Below are 16310 nucleotides of genomic sequence, written 5' to 3'. Positions count from 1 at the left end.
AAGGAAATTATTGACGAAGCTGCTAAACGATTTGGGACGAGACCCAGTTTCGACCGAGAGGAAAGAGAAAACGCGTTGGATAAACTAGAAGAGGACTTTGATGACCTCGATTCTCGTTTCTACAAATTGGATAGCACAGTAAATATTACAGACCGGATAGCCGACTATATTCTTAAAAACAAAATTGCCTTTAATTTGAGGGGAACATTGAGATACCGGAATAAAAACTGCACACAACAAAAAGTTTATGCAATTGCGGGGTGTAGTGTTAAATTTTAGTTTATGTTTTCAAATGCAGTTCGGTCACGGTGGACAATTTCGCAGCAGGTCGGTCTTAGCATTCCGCTGCGCTGCATTGCTAAGCCCTCCTAATCCCGCAACTGCATAAACTCAAACGTTGTAGGGCATTTAACTTTGACATGAGAGCTACGAACATACTTTTAATATTTGGACTTCTTTGTTCATGTTCACGACCAGGACAAAACGACAATTTAGTTGACAGTGGACTAAAAGAAGAAAAGCCCAAATCAGAGTTGCCTTCGGGCGAAAAATCAAAACAAGCAAACACGACCGAAACAACTGATAACTCGAAGGAGAGCATTCAAGTATTGCTGCAATTTGAAAACTTGACCTTAACGACAGGATTCGAGGAAGTCTGGAATGATGAAAACTATTTTGCCGAAGTTCATAAGGACACGATTTTAATCCAACTTGGCTTAGTTAGTAAAATTTCAGGACAAGAATATTTGCTAAAACCTGCTTCATCCATAGGGACAATCCAAATCTATCAGAACTACGAAACGAGTTTGACAATTATGGACGAAGGGCCACACGTTGACTTGACCGACTGGACTCACTACATCGGACAATGGAAAGAACTAAAAATAAAAGACAATAGATTTAAGACTTTAAAGTATTCCAACACAGACCAAGAACAGTTTCCAGAAGTGACGTCTGAAGAAATCCTGGAAGCAACTGAGAAACACTTGAATGTTGATTCAAGCCGTTGGACCGAATTAGCAAAACAATGCACAGGACCAAATAAATATCCATGCGGAATTTCAATTAGTCGTATCAATCTCAAGATAATTCTAACTGACAACAAAGGGATAACGACTGAGAAGTATATCATCTTCGAAGTACCGATGGGTTGTTAAACGGCCCACAACAAAATGTATAATCCACGGCGCTGATAAGGAGGACATTTTTTTATTTTTGCTCAGCGCCACCGCTTATACATAAACGTTGTAGGGCATTTGATGAAAAAATGAAACCTGATAAATCAATAAGAGACATTTGTATTGCAGCGATTAAGAGAAGTACAATTCCACCTTTTGACTTTCCTTACACATTTATTTACGAAGAGGGAGATGAAATAGAAAATATTCAAGTCAGCAACTCAGTCATACTTCAAGACAATGAATCTTTAATTTGTTCGACTATTATTGATGAAAAAATATGGACTGTTTTGACAACTAGGAGAATCTTTTCTTTTGAGGGAGTCGGACTAAAGGAGCATTCGCTATTGAATATCAATAAATGGGACTTTGGGGACTTCAAAGATTACTCTAAGCAAACTTTTACCAAGGGATTTCTTTCTTTCGAAGACGGAAATATTGTTCCTGTATTCGTTGAGACAGGAAGGGCTTCAATGGTGATGATTTATGGAATTATGACATTTAATAAACAAGTGAGGTAGATCAAACGCCCCTACAACAATGTGTATGCGCAATTTAAATTGATTAATTATTTTTAAAGGAAAATTTAAACTGCGCATACACGAACGTTGGCGGCCATAGCTAAACAAAATGAGTTTTCAAACATCAATTCTAACTTCCCCTAATGACGGACTTAACCTAGACAAGGAAATTAGATTATTAAAATCAGGGCTACTTTATTCCGACAGTGTAACATTGACAAGTCCTAGTCTGACTTCAATTCTATACGTTCTTACACTATCGACTTTATCTGAAAAAGAAAAAGTAGAATACTTCAAAGGACTATCAAAAGTTGACCCAACAGTTCAAGGTGAAGAATTGGAGCAACTCATAAAAATCAAAAACAGACTAGCTAATAAAAAAGGGAAAACAAAGGAAGAAATTATACAACTTGAGATAATAAAAAAGGAATTAAAACGAATTGATGGACAGATGGAGCAATGGGGACAAGACCTATTTATCAAATCCGGACTGCCCGAATTCCATCATCTTATTGAAAATGGAACAATCAAGCTAAAACATCTTGATGTAAACGAAAGAGAAAAGAAAATGGCCTTTCAAATACTAGATGAAACCATTGACATTATCTCCCATAAAAACACATACCCAATTTTTGACCACTTAGTTGAGGATATTGCATCAAAATATATTCAGTCGACAAAAAAGGACCTGAGTACAAAAAATATAAATGAAATATTTGTGGGCAAGGAGTTTCTCTTGAAACTACCCAATATTGATGAAATTAGCTTTTCAGATATTCTCAAAGCTAAAGAGGAACTAAGTACCGAACTTGACAGATTTAAAAACTTGATTAACAACTACTCATTAGAAATAAGTGGACTATCATTCGACCAAGACAATAGGGATTTTATCGAAAAGAAATACAAGTATGATTTTCTGCCTCAACTCAAAGAGTTACAAGACAAGCTTGAGGACAATAGTTTTTTTAAACACCTAAAAAGAGGGGCAGGTGAAAACATTTCTAAGTACTCCATTTTCCTTGGAGTGATGGGGGTTGATGATATTATTAAAATTCTACTTAGCGCAGGTGGACTTACAACTGTTGAGGGGATTTTCAAGGGACACAACGAAATCAAAAAGACGAACAAGGAGCTAAGGAATAGTTCAGTGTACTTCTATCATAAACTATTGGACGGATAAGCTACGGCCGCCAACACCGTGTTTATTTAATTGCGGGTACGGTGCGGCAATTCGAATTCGTTTCTTAATTTAGTCCGCTGTAGGCGGGACAGTTGCGGAACAAGTCGGGCTTAACATTCCGCTGCGCTCCATTTTTAAGCCCTCCTACTCCCGCAACTAAATAAACACAAAACGTTGGCAGTAATGCGCTGGACAGCAGAACAAGTTTGACACATGGGACTCGATGTAATAATCATAAATCTAATTCTCGCAATTCCGACATTTTTCCTTTGCCGACTCATCTTTAGAAGGATAAAAGACCAGGGGACAAGACAGCTGACGACTTGGTTAACAACACTCCTATTGACTCCAATCATTTACGTTGGACTTATCGTAGGGTGGGTCGCATACGTGAGCTACTATCCCGAGAGAGATTTCGATAAAGAAAAATGGCAAGCTGACATTGAAAAAAGGTATGAGATGACTGACGACCTTGTTGACAATGGAAAATTGATTGGTAAGACTAAAGAGGAAATTAAAGAACTATTGGGACAAGAGGACATGAGCTTAGATGGATCGCGATGGACTTATTACATTGGATTCAAGCCAAGTCTTTTTGGAATCGATCCGGATGTTTTAGAAATAGAATTTAAGGACGGAAAAGTTTCAAGATGTTGGACACGAGAGACGTGAACACACACTACTGCCAACAAAAGCTATAAGTCATAGCTGCACAGTTGATGATAAATTTTTATATTTCGGTGTGCCGCCACGCCTTATAGAATCGATCAAATGATAAAAGCTTTAATTACCGACATAGCTTATGATAACATCAAACTTTCCCAAGCGTTGACAAGAGCAAAGCTTGTCGAAAATAAAATTAAGAACGATACATTAAAAAAATGGTTGAATAAGGAACTAGAAGGATATGATTTTGATGATACTTATTTACCGAGTTACAGAAAAGTTTGGAGTGTTGTTCATTTGACTGCCGAATTACCCTTCGGAAGAACGCAGACATTTCCTGTGATGTTATCGGAAGATTTTGGAGCTGAAGTAATAGACGCAATTAATCATCATAGGATTTTAGAACCAATTTCTATTGTTGAAGAGCAGATCGCTAATATCAAGGATATAAAAGGAGTCATTAACCTTCCACCGCAACAAGTTCAATTGCTTGCTTCTGTTTATCAGGAGCAGGTTAAGCGTTATGGTGGAGTCATAAGAAGTGGAAGCAGAGAAGTTGGACGGGTTCAGTTTCAGAATGTATTAGAACAAACAAAGCAGAAACTTTTGGATACTTTAATGGAATTGGAAGATGAATTTCCTAACCTTCTAAACGATTACGTTATGAATAAAGAAAACAGCGAGAAAGTTCAAAATATAATTACGAATAATATCTACGGAAGCAATAATCCCACAAGTATTGCAGCCGGAGCGAATGTTTCTCAGACTGTCACTGTAAAGATGATAAGTGGGAGTGACGAGGAAAAGCTAGGGCAGTTGGGCGTTGAGAAGAAACAAATCGAAGAATTAAAGTCAATTCTAGCCACCAGTAGTGACAAACCAGCCTTGACAGGAAAAATAATGAAATGGCTGGGCTCAGTAACGGCTTCAGTCGCAGGAAGAGGCCTTTACGACAACATCCCAGCGATAACTGATTTTGTTCAAAAACTTATAGAGTAACGTTATGCCTACGCACAACAAAATATATAAATCATATGCAGGTTCACTTTGTTATTAAAACGTCTGCAAGTAAATTTATTCGGCAACGGTTGACAGGGTTATTCTTTTAAGCTGCATACGCTTTATATACAAACGTTGTAGGCAATTTTGCTGGACAGAGATTCCATACTAAGAACGAACTAAAATAACCAGACATGTCAGCCATAGCCGACTTCAGACTTATTGAGACATCCAAGTTGAATGAACTTCAGGACAATGCAGAAGTCAAGATCGAAAAGAAACTCTTCAGCAAGAAAACAATAGACACCTATTGGGACTATTTGAACTCAAACTCTAAAAAACTGAAGGACTTTGGATACTCGGGATACATCTTCGCAGACCTTTTGATCTTCCTCGTGGAGAACAAAGGAATCGACTTGTTAAAAAGCAAGTATGACGACATTGCAAATTCTATTGTTGAAAAACGACAGAACTCGACAATCATTTTGACCTATGACCACCGCCAGGCATACTTAGATAAGTTGACCGCGGACAAATTCAACACGGAAGAACTAATTGCATTTAATAAGGACTTTTCCGAAAACGATGATCCTGAATTGGCCAAAGCCGAGATTGAAGGGATTAAGGCTTTACGAGACAGTTTGGACCAATTGACTGGGGACAATCAAGTTATTCTATTAAGTGTAGGATAACAAAACTGCCTACAACAATGTGTATGTGCCATTGTGGGGGTGCAGAGTAATTCGTAGCTTGTGTTTCAGAATACGTTCGGTCCCGGTTGACAGTGATGGAGCAGGTCGCCAAAATCATTCCCTACGGTCATTTAACTTTGGCTCCTATCCCCACAACGTCACATACACGAACGTTGGGTGCCATAAATTTTGGAAAGAATGTGCAAACTATTAGGACTGACTCTTGGGACAATTTTTCTGACAACGTTTCTCTATGGACAAGAGATCACTAAAGAGGAGATTGTAAAATTCCAGATAAAATCAATAACGACAATTGACGGAGACGATATTATAAAGTCAATTGACATCTACAACGACAAAGGGGACATTGTAAGAATTAACGACAAAAAGAATGATGAAATTAAGACAAGAAAAGAGTTCATCTATAATGACAACTCTCTTTTGACAGAAGAAAGGACCTTCAACACAGAAGGAAGAATTCACAGGATTTCAAAATATACCTACAATACAAAAAATCAACTTGTTAAAGAGGAGTCGTTCGATCCTGATAAGATTGACTTAACGTGGACATACGAATACGATGAAACCGGTAATAAAATAAAGGCAACTAAGGCATCGGGGACAATGGGAAATAGCGTGACTCTTTACAAGTACTCGGGAAAACAATTAATTGAAGAGCAAACCACCACTGAATCCATTGGGAAGGAAGAAAAAATAACGTACAAGTACAATGACAAAGGACAAGTGACCGAAAACAAGTCCAAGCATTTCTATTTCAACACCACGATCACCTTGACATATATCTATGACGATACTGGAAAATTGATGGAGTTGCGAGAGAAATCAAGTAACGGGGTTTCCTCTAGGACGACCTATCAATATGATGACAAGGGGCTTTTGGTCGGAGACACATGGAAAAGCTCCTTGGACAAGACACCTAATAAAACTCGGTACATAATTGAGTTCTGAAATTTACGGCACCCAACAATGTGCATAAGTCATGGCGGGGTTTCGTGTAAATTTGTAGTTTAGTTTTAAAAAATACGTTTCGTCTCGGTGGACAGTGACGACCAGGTCAGCCTTAACATTCCTCCGCCAGCTGGCGGATACATTTTTAAGGCTTCCTATTCCCGCCACGCCTCATGCACGAACGTTGTGGGCAACCAGCCAAGGACAGAGATTCAGTATAATCATGGAGACAATTGAGTTAAAAGAATTTATCAAGTCAGGGATCTTTGGAACAATATCAATTCATTCGACTAAGGATGACGTCATTAAGTGTCTGGGTAAGCCATCCGACTCCTTTGGTGACGAAGAAACTCAGACCATAAAATATGGACAATATGAATTCTCCTATTGGACGGGATCAGAAACAATTTTAGGGATTCAAAATGACCATTTGCAAGCGGACTGCATAAATCACAGCGAGCAAATTAATTTCAAAAATGAAACTTGGACTCTTGACAAATGGTTTTTGGAGGAAAATAGAAACACAACACTGGGACAGGTTGCTAGTTTTTTAAAAAAAAGAAAATATTCCATTTAAGATTGAATATTTACAAGACATAACCCTGATAAAATGCATTCAGAGCAAAGTAACTTTTGATTTTGTTAGTGAATTTCGAATTTTAAAACTCAACGACAAGGGGGAGATTAAGAATTGGAATGAGATAAAGGAGGACAAGGAAGAAAACTTTGTTTTGAATGGAGTTAGATTATTTGATTTCACAAGGTAGAAGGACAACAATTGACAAGTCAACTTGATTGGCAGCCCACAACAAGTATATAAAACATGCCGGCACAGTTGAGATAATTAATTAATTTGGAGTGCCTGCACGTTTTATATACAAGCGTTAGCGGCAACTTTATGGGACAGAGAAGAACACTGAATCAGAAACGGTTGACAAAGAAAGAGGTCCAAGAAATTATTCGGACTGAAGGACGGCTTCATGATGAGTATACAAAATTCTTTGAAGAAACGTATGTGACCGGCTACGTTAAGCAAGACAAAGTTTATGAGTTGCCCCCCCAAGCTAACGCACGCGTGTCGCGTGGCTTTTACTTACACTAATGTTTTTGTGCGAGTAGAACAAACAAGTTAAGCAAAACGACATTTAGATCATATGAAATACAGAGAAATAAAACCTTGCAAAGAATTAGAACCCTTTATTCATTCCTATTGGGAATTGAAAGGCGACAAACTTGACGGGCAATGGGAACGCAATTTTCCGGATGGCTGTGCAGGATTAGTAATGAATTTGGGAGATACGTGTTTGACAGACAATGGCTCTGTTTCTATGGAGTATGCGAAAACGTATGTAGTCGGTGCAATGACTTCATTCAAAGACAGCTTTATTGACAGCAATACACATCTACTTGGTGTATGCCTCAAACCCGCATCTTTTGCTAATTTCTATAATTATGTACCACAAGGTGAAATGATTAACCATACCGTTGAGTTTGATAAATTTCATTCATTTGATGTTGATAAAATCATTAACAACCAATTCAACTATCTGAACCAATTTTTTTACAACAGAATAAAAAGAACAAACAATCAATTGCAATTGGTTATCAATGATATACATTTAACAAAAGGACAGCTTAGTATCCACGAACTATCAAAACGAAATTTTACAACAGTAAGACAATTAGAGCGAAATTTTAAGAAGTACATTGGATTATCACCCAAAGAATATTCAAATATTATTCGTTTTCAACATGCGTTGAGTATAATCAAAAACTCAGCTGGAAATAGGTGTTTATTAGATATTGCCTTTGCGTGTGGTTATTACGACCATGCGCACCTTACCAATGAAATCAAGCGAAATACAGGACTTTCGCCATCACTACTTTAATTTGTCGCATTTTTACAAAGTGCGTGTGTTGTTCTAAAAGCAATTTTGCAGAAACATTAACAATTTAGAATAATGCGAAATTTATCACTTTTCATTGCTGCAAGTTTAGACGGCTATATTGCTAAGCCTAATGATGACCTTAGTTTCTTAAAACTCGTTGAAAAGGAAGGCGAAGACTATGGTTATTTACAATTTACACAAACAATTGATACATTAATTGTTGGTAGAAAAACCTATGATTATGTGCTTAAAGAAATTGGCTCGTCTCATTACGACAACGGACTACGGGATGTTTATGTGATAGCGAGAACTGCAAGACCGAAAGTAGGCAGGACTACGTTCTATACAGGGGACATAGCCGAGTTGGTCAAACGACTGAAGTCTGAAAAAGGAAAGAATATTTATTGTGATGGGGGTTCAGAAGTAATAAATGAATTATTGAAACACGACTTAGTAGATGAATTTATAATTTCTGTTATACCAGTTTTGTTAGGTAATGGAACGAGACTTTTCCGGGACGGAAGACCTGAACAAACACTTGAATTCGTAACAACAAAGATATTTGATACGGGACTAACGCAACTGCATTACAAACGGAAAAGATAGTCGGCAAACTACCACATCAGTTTTGTGTTCCGACGAATTGATGTGATAATTTGAACACTATGCTCCCATTCAGGTTGAGTGCCGACTGTCTAGGTGTGTTTCCCTGTATTTCTGGTTCAAGTCTTAAGCAAGCGTTAGGCATTGCGTAAGACTTGAACCGTATGCCTTAGTGTCTTTAAATTGTAAGCCATTTAAAAAAACAGGATAATTATATATATACGGATACATTTTATAAACTTTACACGACAAAGAATTAAACAGTCTCTAATGGATATTTTGGAAAAAAACAAAGCAGTGGTAAGGCAATTCAACAGCGAAGTCATTGAACAATGTAATTGGGAAACGTTCAATGCAATTATGGATAAAGATTTCATAAACCGAACCGCTCCGCCAACCTCTAATGGTGCAGAAGGAATGTGGAATACGTTCAATAATATTTTGAGACCTGCATTTCCAGGCTTGAAAGTGGAAATCTATGATCAAATTGCAGAGAACGATAAAGTAACGACAAGAAAAGCAATTATTGGAACACACAACGGTGTCTTGATGGGAATAGAACCTACAGGCAAACGAATTAAAATTGATGTAATTGACATAGTAAGGCTTAAAGACGGGAAGTACGTTGAGCATTGGGGTATTAATACCTTACAGTCTGTCATTATGGAACTCAAAAAAGGATAAGGCAAAAACTTTCTACAACATTGCAGTCTCCGCGGAATCTGCATTTCGGGACCCGCGTTGTTATAAGTCTAAAAGGTTTCCTCATTGTAATCAAGAGTATTCCTGATACACGGCTATTCGCGTTTGGCTTGAGGTATGGGGTTATTAATCAAGTGGTCATGCGGAGCCATACGAAGGCTAATTGCAGCCTGTAAATAGCAGGTGCAATTTTCTCAAACGAGGAGTGAAAGAGTAGATAGTTTTTTGAGTTGTTGATAGTTGACAAAAGCAATTGAAAAAAACAATAGGGCAGGGCATTCTTTAGTAGATTGAATTTCAATAACCATTGACCAATGACTATTGACCTTTAACAGGAAAGAAGAAATGTTTAATTCAGTGAGAACATCCAACCACTACACAGACCCGATCACCGATGCAATTGTGTCAGCAAGTTATTATAAAACCGTTCTGCAAGCCTTAGATCCTGTGTGATGATCTCGCATTGTGCGGTAAGCCCATTGCGGAACAGCATCTGCTTACGATGATCTGTATGCAGGCCATCTAAAAGAACAATCTTGGCAAGATAGCCACTGTCTGTGGCAATGTCAGAAATGTATTGGATCCTGCCACGTACGCTGCCATACTCTTGGTATGGATAAGAGTGAAATTTCAACAGCACTTGCTGTCCTTCTTCTACTTTCCCAAAGTTATACTGCGGTATATACGTCTGTGCATAGTAGGAAGTATTTTCAGGACTAACAAAGAACACAGGCTTATTATTGGGAAGGTACTGGTTCTCCTGTAAAAACTCTGTGTACGTCACCTTGCCACTGGCGGGAGCCATCAGTAAATATTTCTTTTTCCATTCGTCTACTTCACTCCTGAAGGTTTGCAACGCTTGTAAAAACACATTCTTCTGCTGCACAATTTGGTTTTCAAGTTCCAGGATCTCTTTAAGCTTGTTGTTTTTCATTACATTATTATTGATGATCGCTGCGCTTATCTGGGGAAGTGTTAACTGCTTTGACAGATACTTGCTTTTTTCATTGCGATAATCCAATGGAGATGTTACATTTTCATGGTAGAGCTTTTCCTGCATCGAGAAGTTTTGGTCAGACAACTTCAGGTCTTCCTCCTGGATGGCCTTCTCCGCTAGAAGTTGTTTGTTAAGCCTGTCGAGATTGGCAATGTCCTCCAGAAGCATTTCTTTCTTGTGGATATAGAATCCATTTTCTTGGTAGAATGTAAATTCTGTAAATGCCTGGTCGAAGGCCTGATAGGGAGCTTGCAGCTCACCCAGGTTCGGTATGTTTTTCGGCGGTATGAGCGGGAATATTTCCGAAGCAGAACCTTTGCTTAACCTCTGCTGGATCGAATCGAGCGCAACTGATAAACGGATGATGGCCTCATGATCGGCGGTGCTTTCCATGAAGGCGATTACATCATTTTTCTTTACCCGTGATCCTTGTGATACGTTTAGTTTTACCAGTAAGCCATCCGTTCTCGTTCTCACTTCTTTGGGAATGTTTACCGATGACAATCGGGCGGAAGTTTGAACCAACTCGGGATACCGGATAAACCAACACCCGGCAATGATCATCAACATGATATACAAAAGCGTCACACTGCCGTAGCGTACGATCCAGTGAGGTTTGTATTGGGTGATCTCGCGCAACTCCTGATTTAGCAATTGCTGGTCTTTCATATCCTATCCGTTTAACTCCAGTTGATTTCTTACAAGATTGAAATATTCTCCTTTCAGATTAACCAGTTCCTGGTGCGTGCCTCGCTCGGTAATGGTGCCCTGGTTTATCACCACGATCTGATCGGCATGGCGAACAGTGCTGAGGCGATGGGCCACCACCACTACTGTCCTGTTTTTTAAAAAAGAGGCGAGGTTTTTAACGATCATAGTTTCGTTATTGGCGTCGAGGCTATTCGTTGCTTCGTCCAGAAAAATAAAATCAGGATCGCGGTATACAGCACGGGCAATCAATATGCGTTGCTTCTGTCCCATACTAATGCCCACGCCTTCGGCTCCTATTTTGGTATTAAATCCAAGGGGCAGCGCGTCGATAAACTCGCCGGCGTTGGCTACGTCAACAGCATGTTGCAATTTGTCAATATCAATTTCATCCGCTCCAATAGCAATATTCCTTGCAATAGTGTCTGCAAAAATAAAACTATCCTGCATCACCACGCCGCAACGGCTCCGCCATACGTGATGGCTGATTGTATTCAGCGAAATGTGGTCAAGCTTTATATCACCCCGTTGTGGCTCATAGAACTTGAGCAGCAACTTTAACAAAGTAGTTTTTCCGCTTCCGCTCATTCCCACAATGGCAGTAGTTTTACCGCTGGGTATTTTCAAGCTGATGTCTTTTAGCACCGGTTCGTTGCCTGCTCCGGGATACGTAAAGCTCATGTTCTGGAAAATAATGCCGGGAGTGTCTGTGGGTTCATTACCAGAGAATGAGAACCTTGCCTGTAATTGCTTGATACCTTCCAAAGAATCTAGATCCGTGGCAGACTGCATGGGCGACCCCTCTCCGCCGATAACCTGTCGAGCAAATGCGATGGGAAGCTCCTGACGTAGATTCTTATACTCCGGCTCTTCATCTTCTATCTTATGGATCTCATTAAGACGGTCGATGCTGATCTTAGCGTTTTGCCAGCTTTGAACGAACCCGATCATCTGTTCAATAGGACTGTTCAGTTGTCCGATGATATACTGCACAGCCAGCATGCTCCCCAATGTCATATACCCATCAATAACAGCTTTGGCAGATAAGAACGTAATGAAAATGTTTTTGCCCTCATTGATAAAAAAGGCACCGGTTTGCTGCCATTGATTTAAGGAAAGTCCCTTTATCCCGAGCTTGAAAAGTTTTCCCTGAACACTTTCCCAGAGGTATCGCATTGATTTTTCTACTCCGTGTAGCTTAATCTCCTGCATGCCCTGAATTAGTTGTATGGTTACATTCTGCTTTTGTGATGACACCTCAAAACGGCGGTAATCAAGTGCCTTCCTTTTTCTGAGAAACAGAAAAACCCACGACGAATAGAGAACACTCGCGATGATAACTACAACGAACAGTTGCACGTTAAAAACAGCAAGCACAACAGAAAAAATAGCGAGGTTAACGAGCGAAAACAGAATGTTTAATGATGGTCCAGTAAGAAACGACTCGATGCGGCTATGATCGTTCATCCGCTGCAGGATATCCCCTGTCTTCTTACTATCGAAAAAGCCCATCGGTAGCTTCATAAGTTTCACCAGGAAGTCCGTGAGTATCGAAATGTTGATTCGCGTACTGATGTGCAGCAAGATCCAGCTACGTACAAAATCGACTGTTAACCGCCCCAGCAGCAACGTGAGTTGCGCCAGCAGCACGATATAAACAAAATGAATGTTGCCCGTATTAACCCCGACATCTATCACGCTCTTGGTTAGAAAAGGAAGCACCAACTGAAGCAAGCTGCCTACCAGTAGCCCGGCGAAGAGCTGATAGATTAGTTTCTTATAGGGAAGAATGTACCTGAAGATTGTATTCATCCGCAATTCTTCATTGTCTCTCTTGAATGTATCACTTTCATTTTCGTAAAAGGAAGACGAAGGTTCAAGGAGCAACGCTATACCTTCTTCCTGCTCTTCAAACTTTCCACTAACCCAATGCGCCTTGAATTCTACAGGAGAAAAGGACACCAGCCCTTGTGCAGGGTCAGCAATGAACAGCTTATTTTTCTTCACTTTGTAAAGCACTACGAAGTGATTCTGATTCCAGTGTACAATGGCCGGAAGATTGGCTTCCTTTGTTATGGCATGATACGTAAGTCGCAACGACTGTGTCCGAAAGCCAATAGCCTCAGCGGCTTCACTGATGCCCAGCATATTTACGCCTTGCTTTCCGATCTGCGATCTATTCCTCAGTTCTTGCAGCGAGAAATCTCTTCCATAATACTTAGCAACCATGCTCAGGCAGCTTGGACCACAGTCCATAGAATCAGGTTGTTTAACAAATGGGAAAGCCATGGTAATAGTTGTGGTTGATGTATATCGAAGGATTAGGGTTCAACGGGCTCTACTGATCAATGGGCTCTTCTATATCGGAATTATAACATACGAATGCTCCCCCACAAGTTGCAGATGCATTAGATGTGCAGGTGGCACTGCTTCCCACACAAGTTGTGGATACGTTGTAATTAAGATTACCGGTACAAATGCATATCATAGAGACAGCAGGCTCCAGATCGTCTCCTCCAAATGTATTTTTCTGTTCGTTCTTATTCAGGGTCCGGCCGAGTTGTTGATAGTTCTTCATGTATTGTTTTTTAATTGATAATTGTGCTACATCTTATTTGCCATTAATAACTGCGGCGATCTCAAAGTCACTCCTGCCAATGGAATTTAGAAGGAGGACCTTGATTGACCGATTAAGGTTCAACGGGATTATCTCCGGGGTCAGTTTGGTCATCTACAGGATGTTCACCCCCATCACCACAAATTACTCTTGTGCCGTCGCAGTCTCTAACAGCTGCAGCGACACAACGATCTGCAGGGCCAACACAGATTGAGGAGACAGGCCCACCAGGGCCACCAATACAGGTGCATACTACGCCTTCCTGGTCGTCACCGCCAAAAATGCTTTTCTGCTCATCTTTACTGAGGCTTCTGCCTAGTGTTTGAAAGTTTATCATAAATTAGCTTTTAAGATTGATCGGCTTGACTTAATGATGGCGCAAGCCGTTGACCAGAAATCTATGGATGCGATTAGCACCAACATGTAATTAACGTATATGATAGCAATGATTTTAAAGTACCCCTGTAAGAAGAATTAGAGGTAAGGGCTTACAGGGGAATTTAAACGATCGACTATTGTTCGTCGAACGTTTTCTCAGTGCTTTTCACTAGTTTTGGGGCCTGTTGTCCTCTGCTCTGCAAAGGACACTTGTGCCGTCGCAGGCTCTAATAGCGCTTGCCATACACGAGGCCACGGACCCGGTACAGTAGGTGACTGTACCATCACTACAAGTGCATTGTGCAGTTCCTCCAAAAATACTTTTTTGCTCGTCGCTGCTTAGGCTTCTGCCTAGTTGTTTAAATTTTTTCATACAATAGTTTTTATATGTGATGGCTTGACTTTGATCCTGGTGCAAGCCTTAACCAGAGAAAGGGTTTAATTAAAAAGATGTTTCAAATCTGCCGCCCGATATTCTTTCGGCAGCTGAAAGCCATTGATAAAGAAAGTAGGCGTGGCAAGAATACCTATAGATGCACACCACTTCTCCATAGCTGCAAGCCTGAAGTTTTGATTCTCGATATTGTCTTCTGGCATGCGGTATTTGGCGGAAAACGCCTTGTAATCTTTCCTACGACTTCCATACCAGTCATGCAATGCATGCTGTATTAATTTTTCGTCGTTACGCTCGTATAATGCCATCAGATGTTTCACCGGTAGAGCACGTATATCATGTTCACGAGTAGTTGCAGTAAAGATGATCTGAAGTTTTACATTGCGGTTATTGTCCAACAGATCATTGAGCTGGTGATGTGCCGCAGCACATGGTCCGCAGTACGGATTACAGACTTTAATAATAGTGTGCGTGGCTTCAGGATTTCCAAGCGTAATCCCCAAGCCTTCAGCAGATGTGGTGATCTGCTTTTGCTCACGTAACAACGCATTAAAAACTTGGGGTTTATATTTTATCCGGCTGCTTTCTTTCTTAAGCTCACTGGCAGTTTGCGCTTTCTTAAGAACAGGTTTTACAAACATCCAGAAAAGGATAACGAGCGATAATGATACTATCAGATAAAAGATACCGGTGTACAAAAGAGAAGCGCTTGTACCAGGATGCCAGTAAACGAAGTTTAGCACCAGCGCCTCCGTTACCAATACACCTTGCACTGTTAAGCACAACAGGCACCATTGCCTGGCTATACGCCACTGATAGACAACGGAGAAAACAGTATACGGCAGCGCTATTAAGTTAAGCCACGATAATATAGCTATGGACAATGTTGCAGATGGCGTGAGGATGAGAAACAGAAAACTACTTGCAAAATAAAAAAATCCAATCTCGCTCCAGCTTATCCTATTAAAGAGCTTCGCGTGCTTGGACTCCAATATAGCCCCGCAGTTAATCATTTTACTCGAAGAGCAAACATTCCTTAATGCAGGATTATACTTGTCAATTTCATACCAGAGCAGCATACCCGAAACCACACATCCGCCGAGCTTTAACATCAGGAGCAAAGAAAGCCACAACCAGTTTGCCATTGCACCATGATACACGGCATACATAAAAATCAGCCCTATGCAAACGGCAATGATACATGGCATTCGTAATGTGCTAGTCAACTCCTTCTTACGGTTGTTCGCATAGTCCTTTTCTCCGGACGCGGATGTGCTTTCCGCTAATAAAACTTTATTGGTCCATTCTTTCAGAAAGGCATCCACAGGCTTCTCCTTTTCCTTACCACGTGTATCGAGGTATTTTACCGTTCCATTTACAGATGTAATGAGTAGAAAGCTCCCTCCGGCGGTATTAGTATGGGCAATAAATGGAGTAGGCAATTCCTGCAGTTTACCAGGTTCAACTTCCAGCGCTACATTGTCCACCTTCCGCTTTGTAAGAAGCGCGCTAATGCTAAAGAGACTTGGATAGTCAGGATGTTTTTGTAGTTCTTCGTCCACTGAGAGCCTGGTAAAATTAACGTTTAGCTTGTCGAGGAGCGCTATCGTTACTTTTACTGCATGTTCATAATCATGAAATAATGACAACATAACGGCATTTGTTTTGTCTCCTTCGAATATTGTCCTTTGTCAGATTTGAAAAAAGCTCCGTTTAACAAGTGCAGCGAAATGACTAAAAACTGCAGCTATATATTAACCACTGCATCTTATATGGATTACGCCTTTCAGTAGCAACTGTTCCTCGCAATAGAAATA

General features: G+C 40.1%; 17 protein-coding genes. 12 read left to right on the top strand and 5 right to left on the bottom strand.

Annotated elements, in window-relative coordinates:
* The 12 genes from KK060_RS19155 to KK060_RS19100 all read left to right on the top strand — a co-directional run.
* The coding region (locus KK060_RS19155; RefSeq protein WP_254155386.1) for a DMP19 family protein at positions 1-279 on the top strand (279 nt) is incomplete at its 5' end.
* Between the two features lie 140 nt (positions 280-419).
* Complete coding sequence (locus KK060_RS19150; RefSeq protein ID WP_254155385.1) at positions 420-1157, top strand: hypothetical protein; 738 nt, start codon at positions 420-422, stop codon at positions 1155-1157.
* Between the two features lie 110 nt (positions 1158-1267).
* Positions 1268-1699 (top strand): hypothetical protein, encoded by a 432-nt coding sequence (locus KK060_RS19145; protein WP_254155384.1) that lies wholly within the window; start codon positions 1268-1270, stop codon positions 1697-1699.
* Positions 1700-1808: 109 nt separating this feature from the next.
* Complete coding sequence (locus KK060_RS19140) at positions 1809-2879, top strand: hypothetical protein (protein WP_254155383.1); 1071 nt, start codon at positions 1809-1811, stop codon at positions 2877-2879.
* A 342-nt stretch (positions 2880-3221) separates the two neighbouring features.
* Positions 3222-3551, top strand: coding sequence for a hypothetical protein (locus tag KK060_RS19135; protein ID WP_254155382.1), 330 nt, complete (start codon positions 3222-3224; stop codon positions 3549-3551).
* Positions 3552-3650: 99 nt separating this feature from the next.
* The gene (locus tag KK060_RS19130) at positions 3651-4544 is read left to right on the top strand and encodes an AbiTii domain-containing protein (RefSeq protein ID WP_254155381.1); all 894 of its coding nucleotides are present in this window, start codon (positions 3651-3653) and stop codon (positions 4542-4544) included.
* A gap of 194 nt (positions 4545-4738) precedes the next feature.
* On the top strand, positions 4739-5236 hold the full coding sequence (locus tag KK060_RS19125; protein ID WP_254155380.1) for a hypothetical protein: 498 nt from the start codon (positions 4739-4741) through the stop codon (positions 5234-5236).
* 198 nt (positions 5237-5434) lie between these two features.
* Positions 5435-6205, top strand: a complete 771-nt coding sequence (locus KK060_RS19120; protein ID WP_254155379.1) for a hypothetical protein — start codon at positions 5435-5437, stop codon at positions 6203-6205.
* Between the two features lie 223 nt (positions 6206-6428).
* Positions 6429-6782, top strand: coding sequence for a hypothetical protein (locus KK060_RS19115; protein ID WP_254155378.1), 354 nt, complete (start codon positions 6429-6431; stop codon positions 6780-6782).
* Positions 6783-7359: 577 nt separating this feature from the next.
* Complete coding sequence (locus tag KK060_RS19110; RefSeq protein ID WP_254155377.1) at positions 7360-8094, top strand: helix-turn-helix transcriptional regulator; 735 nt, start codon at positions 7360-7362, stop codon at positions 8092-8094.
* Positions 8095-8166: 72 nt separating this feature from the next.
* Positions 8167-8700: a dihydrofolate reductase family protein gene (locus tag KK060_RS19105; RefSeq protein ID WP_254155376.1), complete on the top strand. Its 534-nt coding sequence runs from the start codon at positions 8167-8169 to the stop codon at positions 8698-8700.
* Positions 8701-8967: 267 nt separating this feature from the next.
* A complete protein-coding gene (locus tag KK060_RS19100) occupies positions 8968-9381 on the top strand; it encodes an ester cyclase (protein WP_254155375.1) in 414 nt (137 codons plus the stop codon).
* A gap of 406 nt (positions 9382-9787) precedes the next feature.
* On the opposite strand, the gene KK060_RS19095 is transcribed toward KK060_RS19100, so the two are convergent.
* The 5 genes from KK060_RS19095 to KK060_RS19075 form a co-directional block, all read right to left on the bottom strand.
* Complete coding sequence (locus KK060_RS19095) at positions 9788-11065, bottom strand: HlyD family secretion protein (RefSeq protein ID WP_254155374.1); 1278 nt, start codon at positions 11063-11065, stop codon at positions 9788-9790.
* A 3-nt stretch (positions 11066-11068) separates the two neighbouring features.
* Positions 11069-13393 carry a peptidase domain-containing ABC transporter gene (locus KK060_RS19090; protein ID WP_254155373.1) on the bottom strand — a complete coding sequence of 775 codons (2325 nt, stop codon included), beginning with the start codon at positions 13391-13393 and terminating at the stop codon, positions 11069-11071.
* Positions 13394-13442: 49 nt separating this feature from the next.
* On the bottom strand, positions 13443-13682 hold the full coding sequence (locus KK060_RS19085) for a hypothetical protein (protein WP_254155372.1): 240 nt from the start codon (positions 13680-13682) through the stop codon (positions 13443-13445).
* A 112-nt stretch (positions 13683-13794) separates the two neighbouring features.
* A complete protein-coding gene (locus KK060_RS19080) occupies positions 13795-14058 on the bottom strand; it encodes a hypothetical protein (RefSeq protein WP_254155371.1) in 264 nt (87 codons plus the stop codon).
* A 479-nt stretch (positions 14059-14537) separates the two neighbouring features.
* The gene (locus KK060_RS19075) at positions 14538-16145 is read right to left on the bottom strand and encodes a vitamin K epoxide reductase family protein (RefSeq protein ID WP_254155370.1); all 1608 of its coding nucleotides are present in this window, start codon (positions 16143-16145) and stop codon (positions 14538-14540) included.
* Positions 16146-16310: the final 165 nt, after the last annotated feature.

The sequence above is a fragment of the Chryseosolibacter indicum genome (assembly GCF_018598585.1).
Lineage (GTDB): Bacteria > Bacteroidota > Bacteroidia > Cytophagales > Cyclobacteriaceae > Chryseosolibacter > Chryseosolibacter indicus.
The sequence above is the reverse complement of the archived record's forward strand: the minus strand, read 5'-3'. Positions and strand labels throughout refer to the sequence as shown.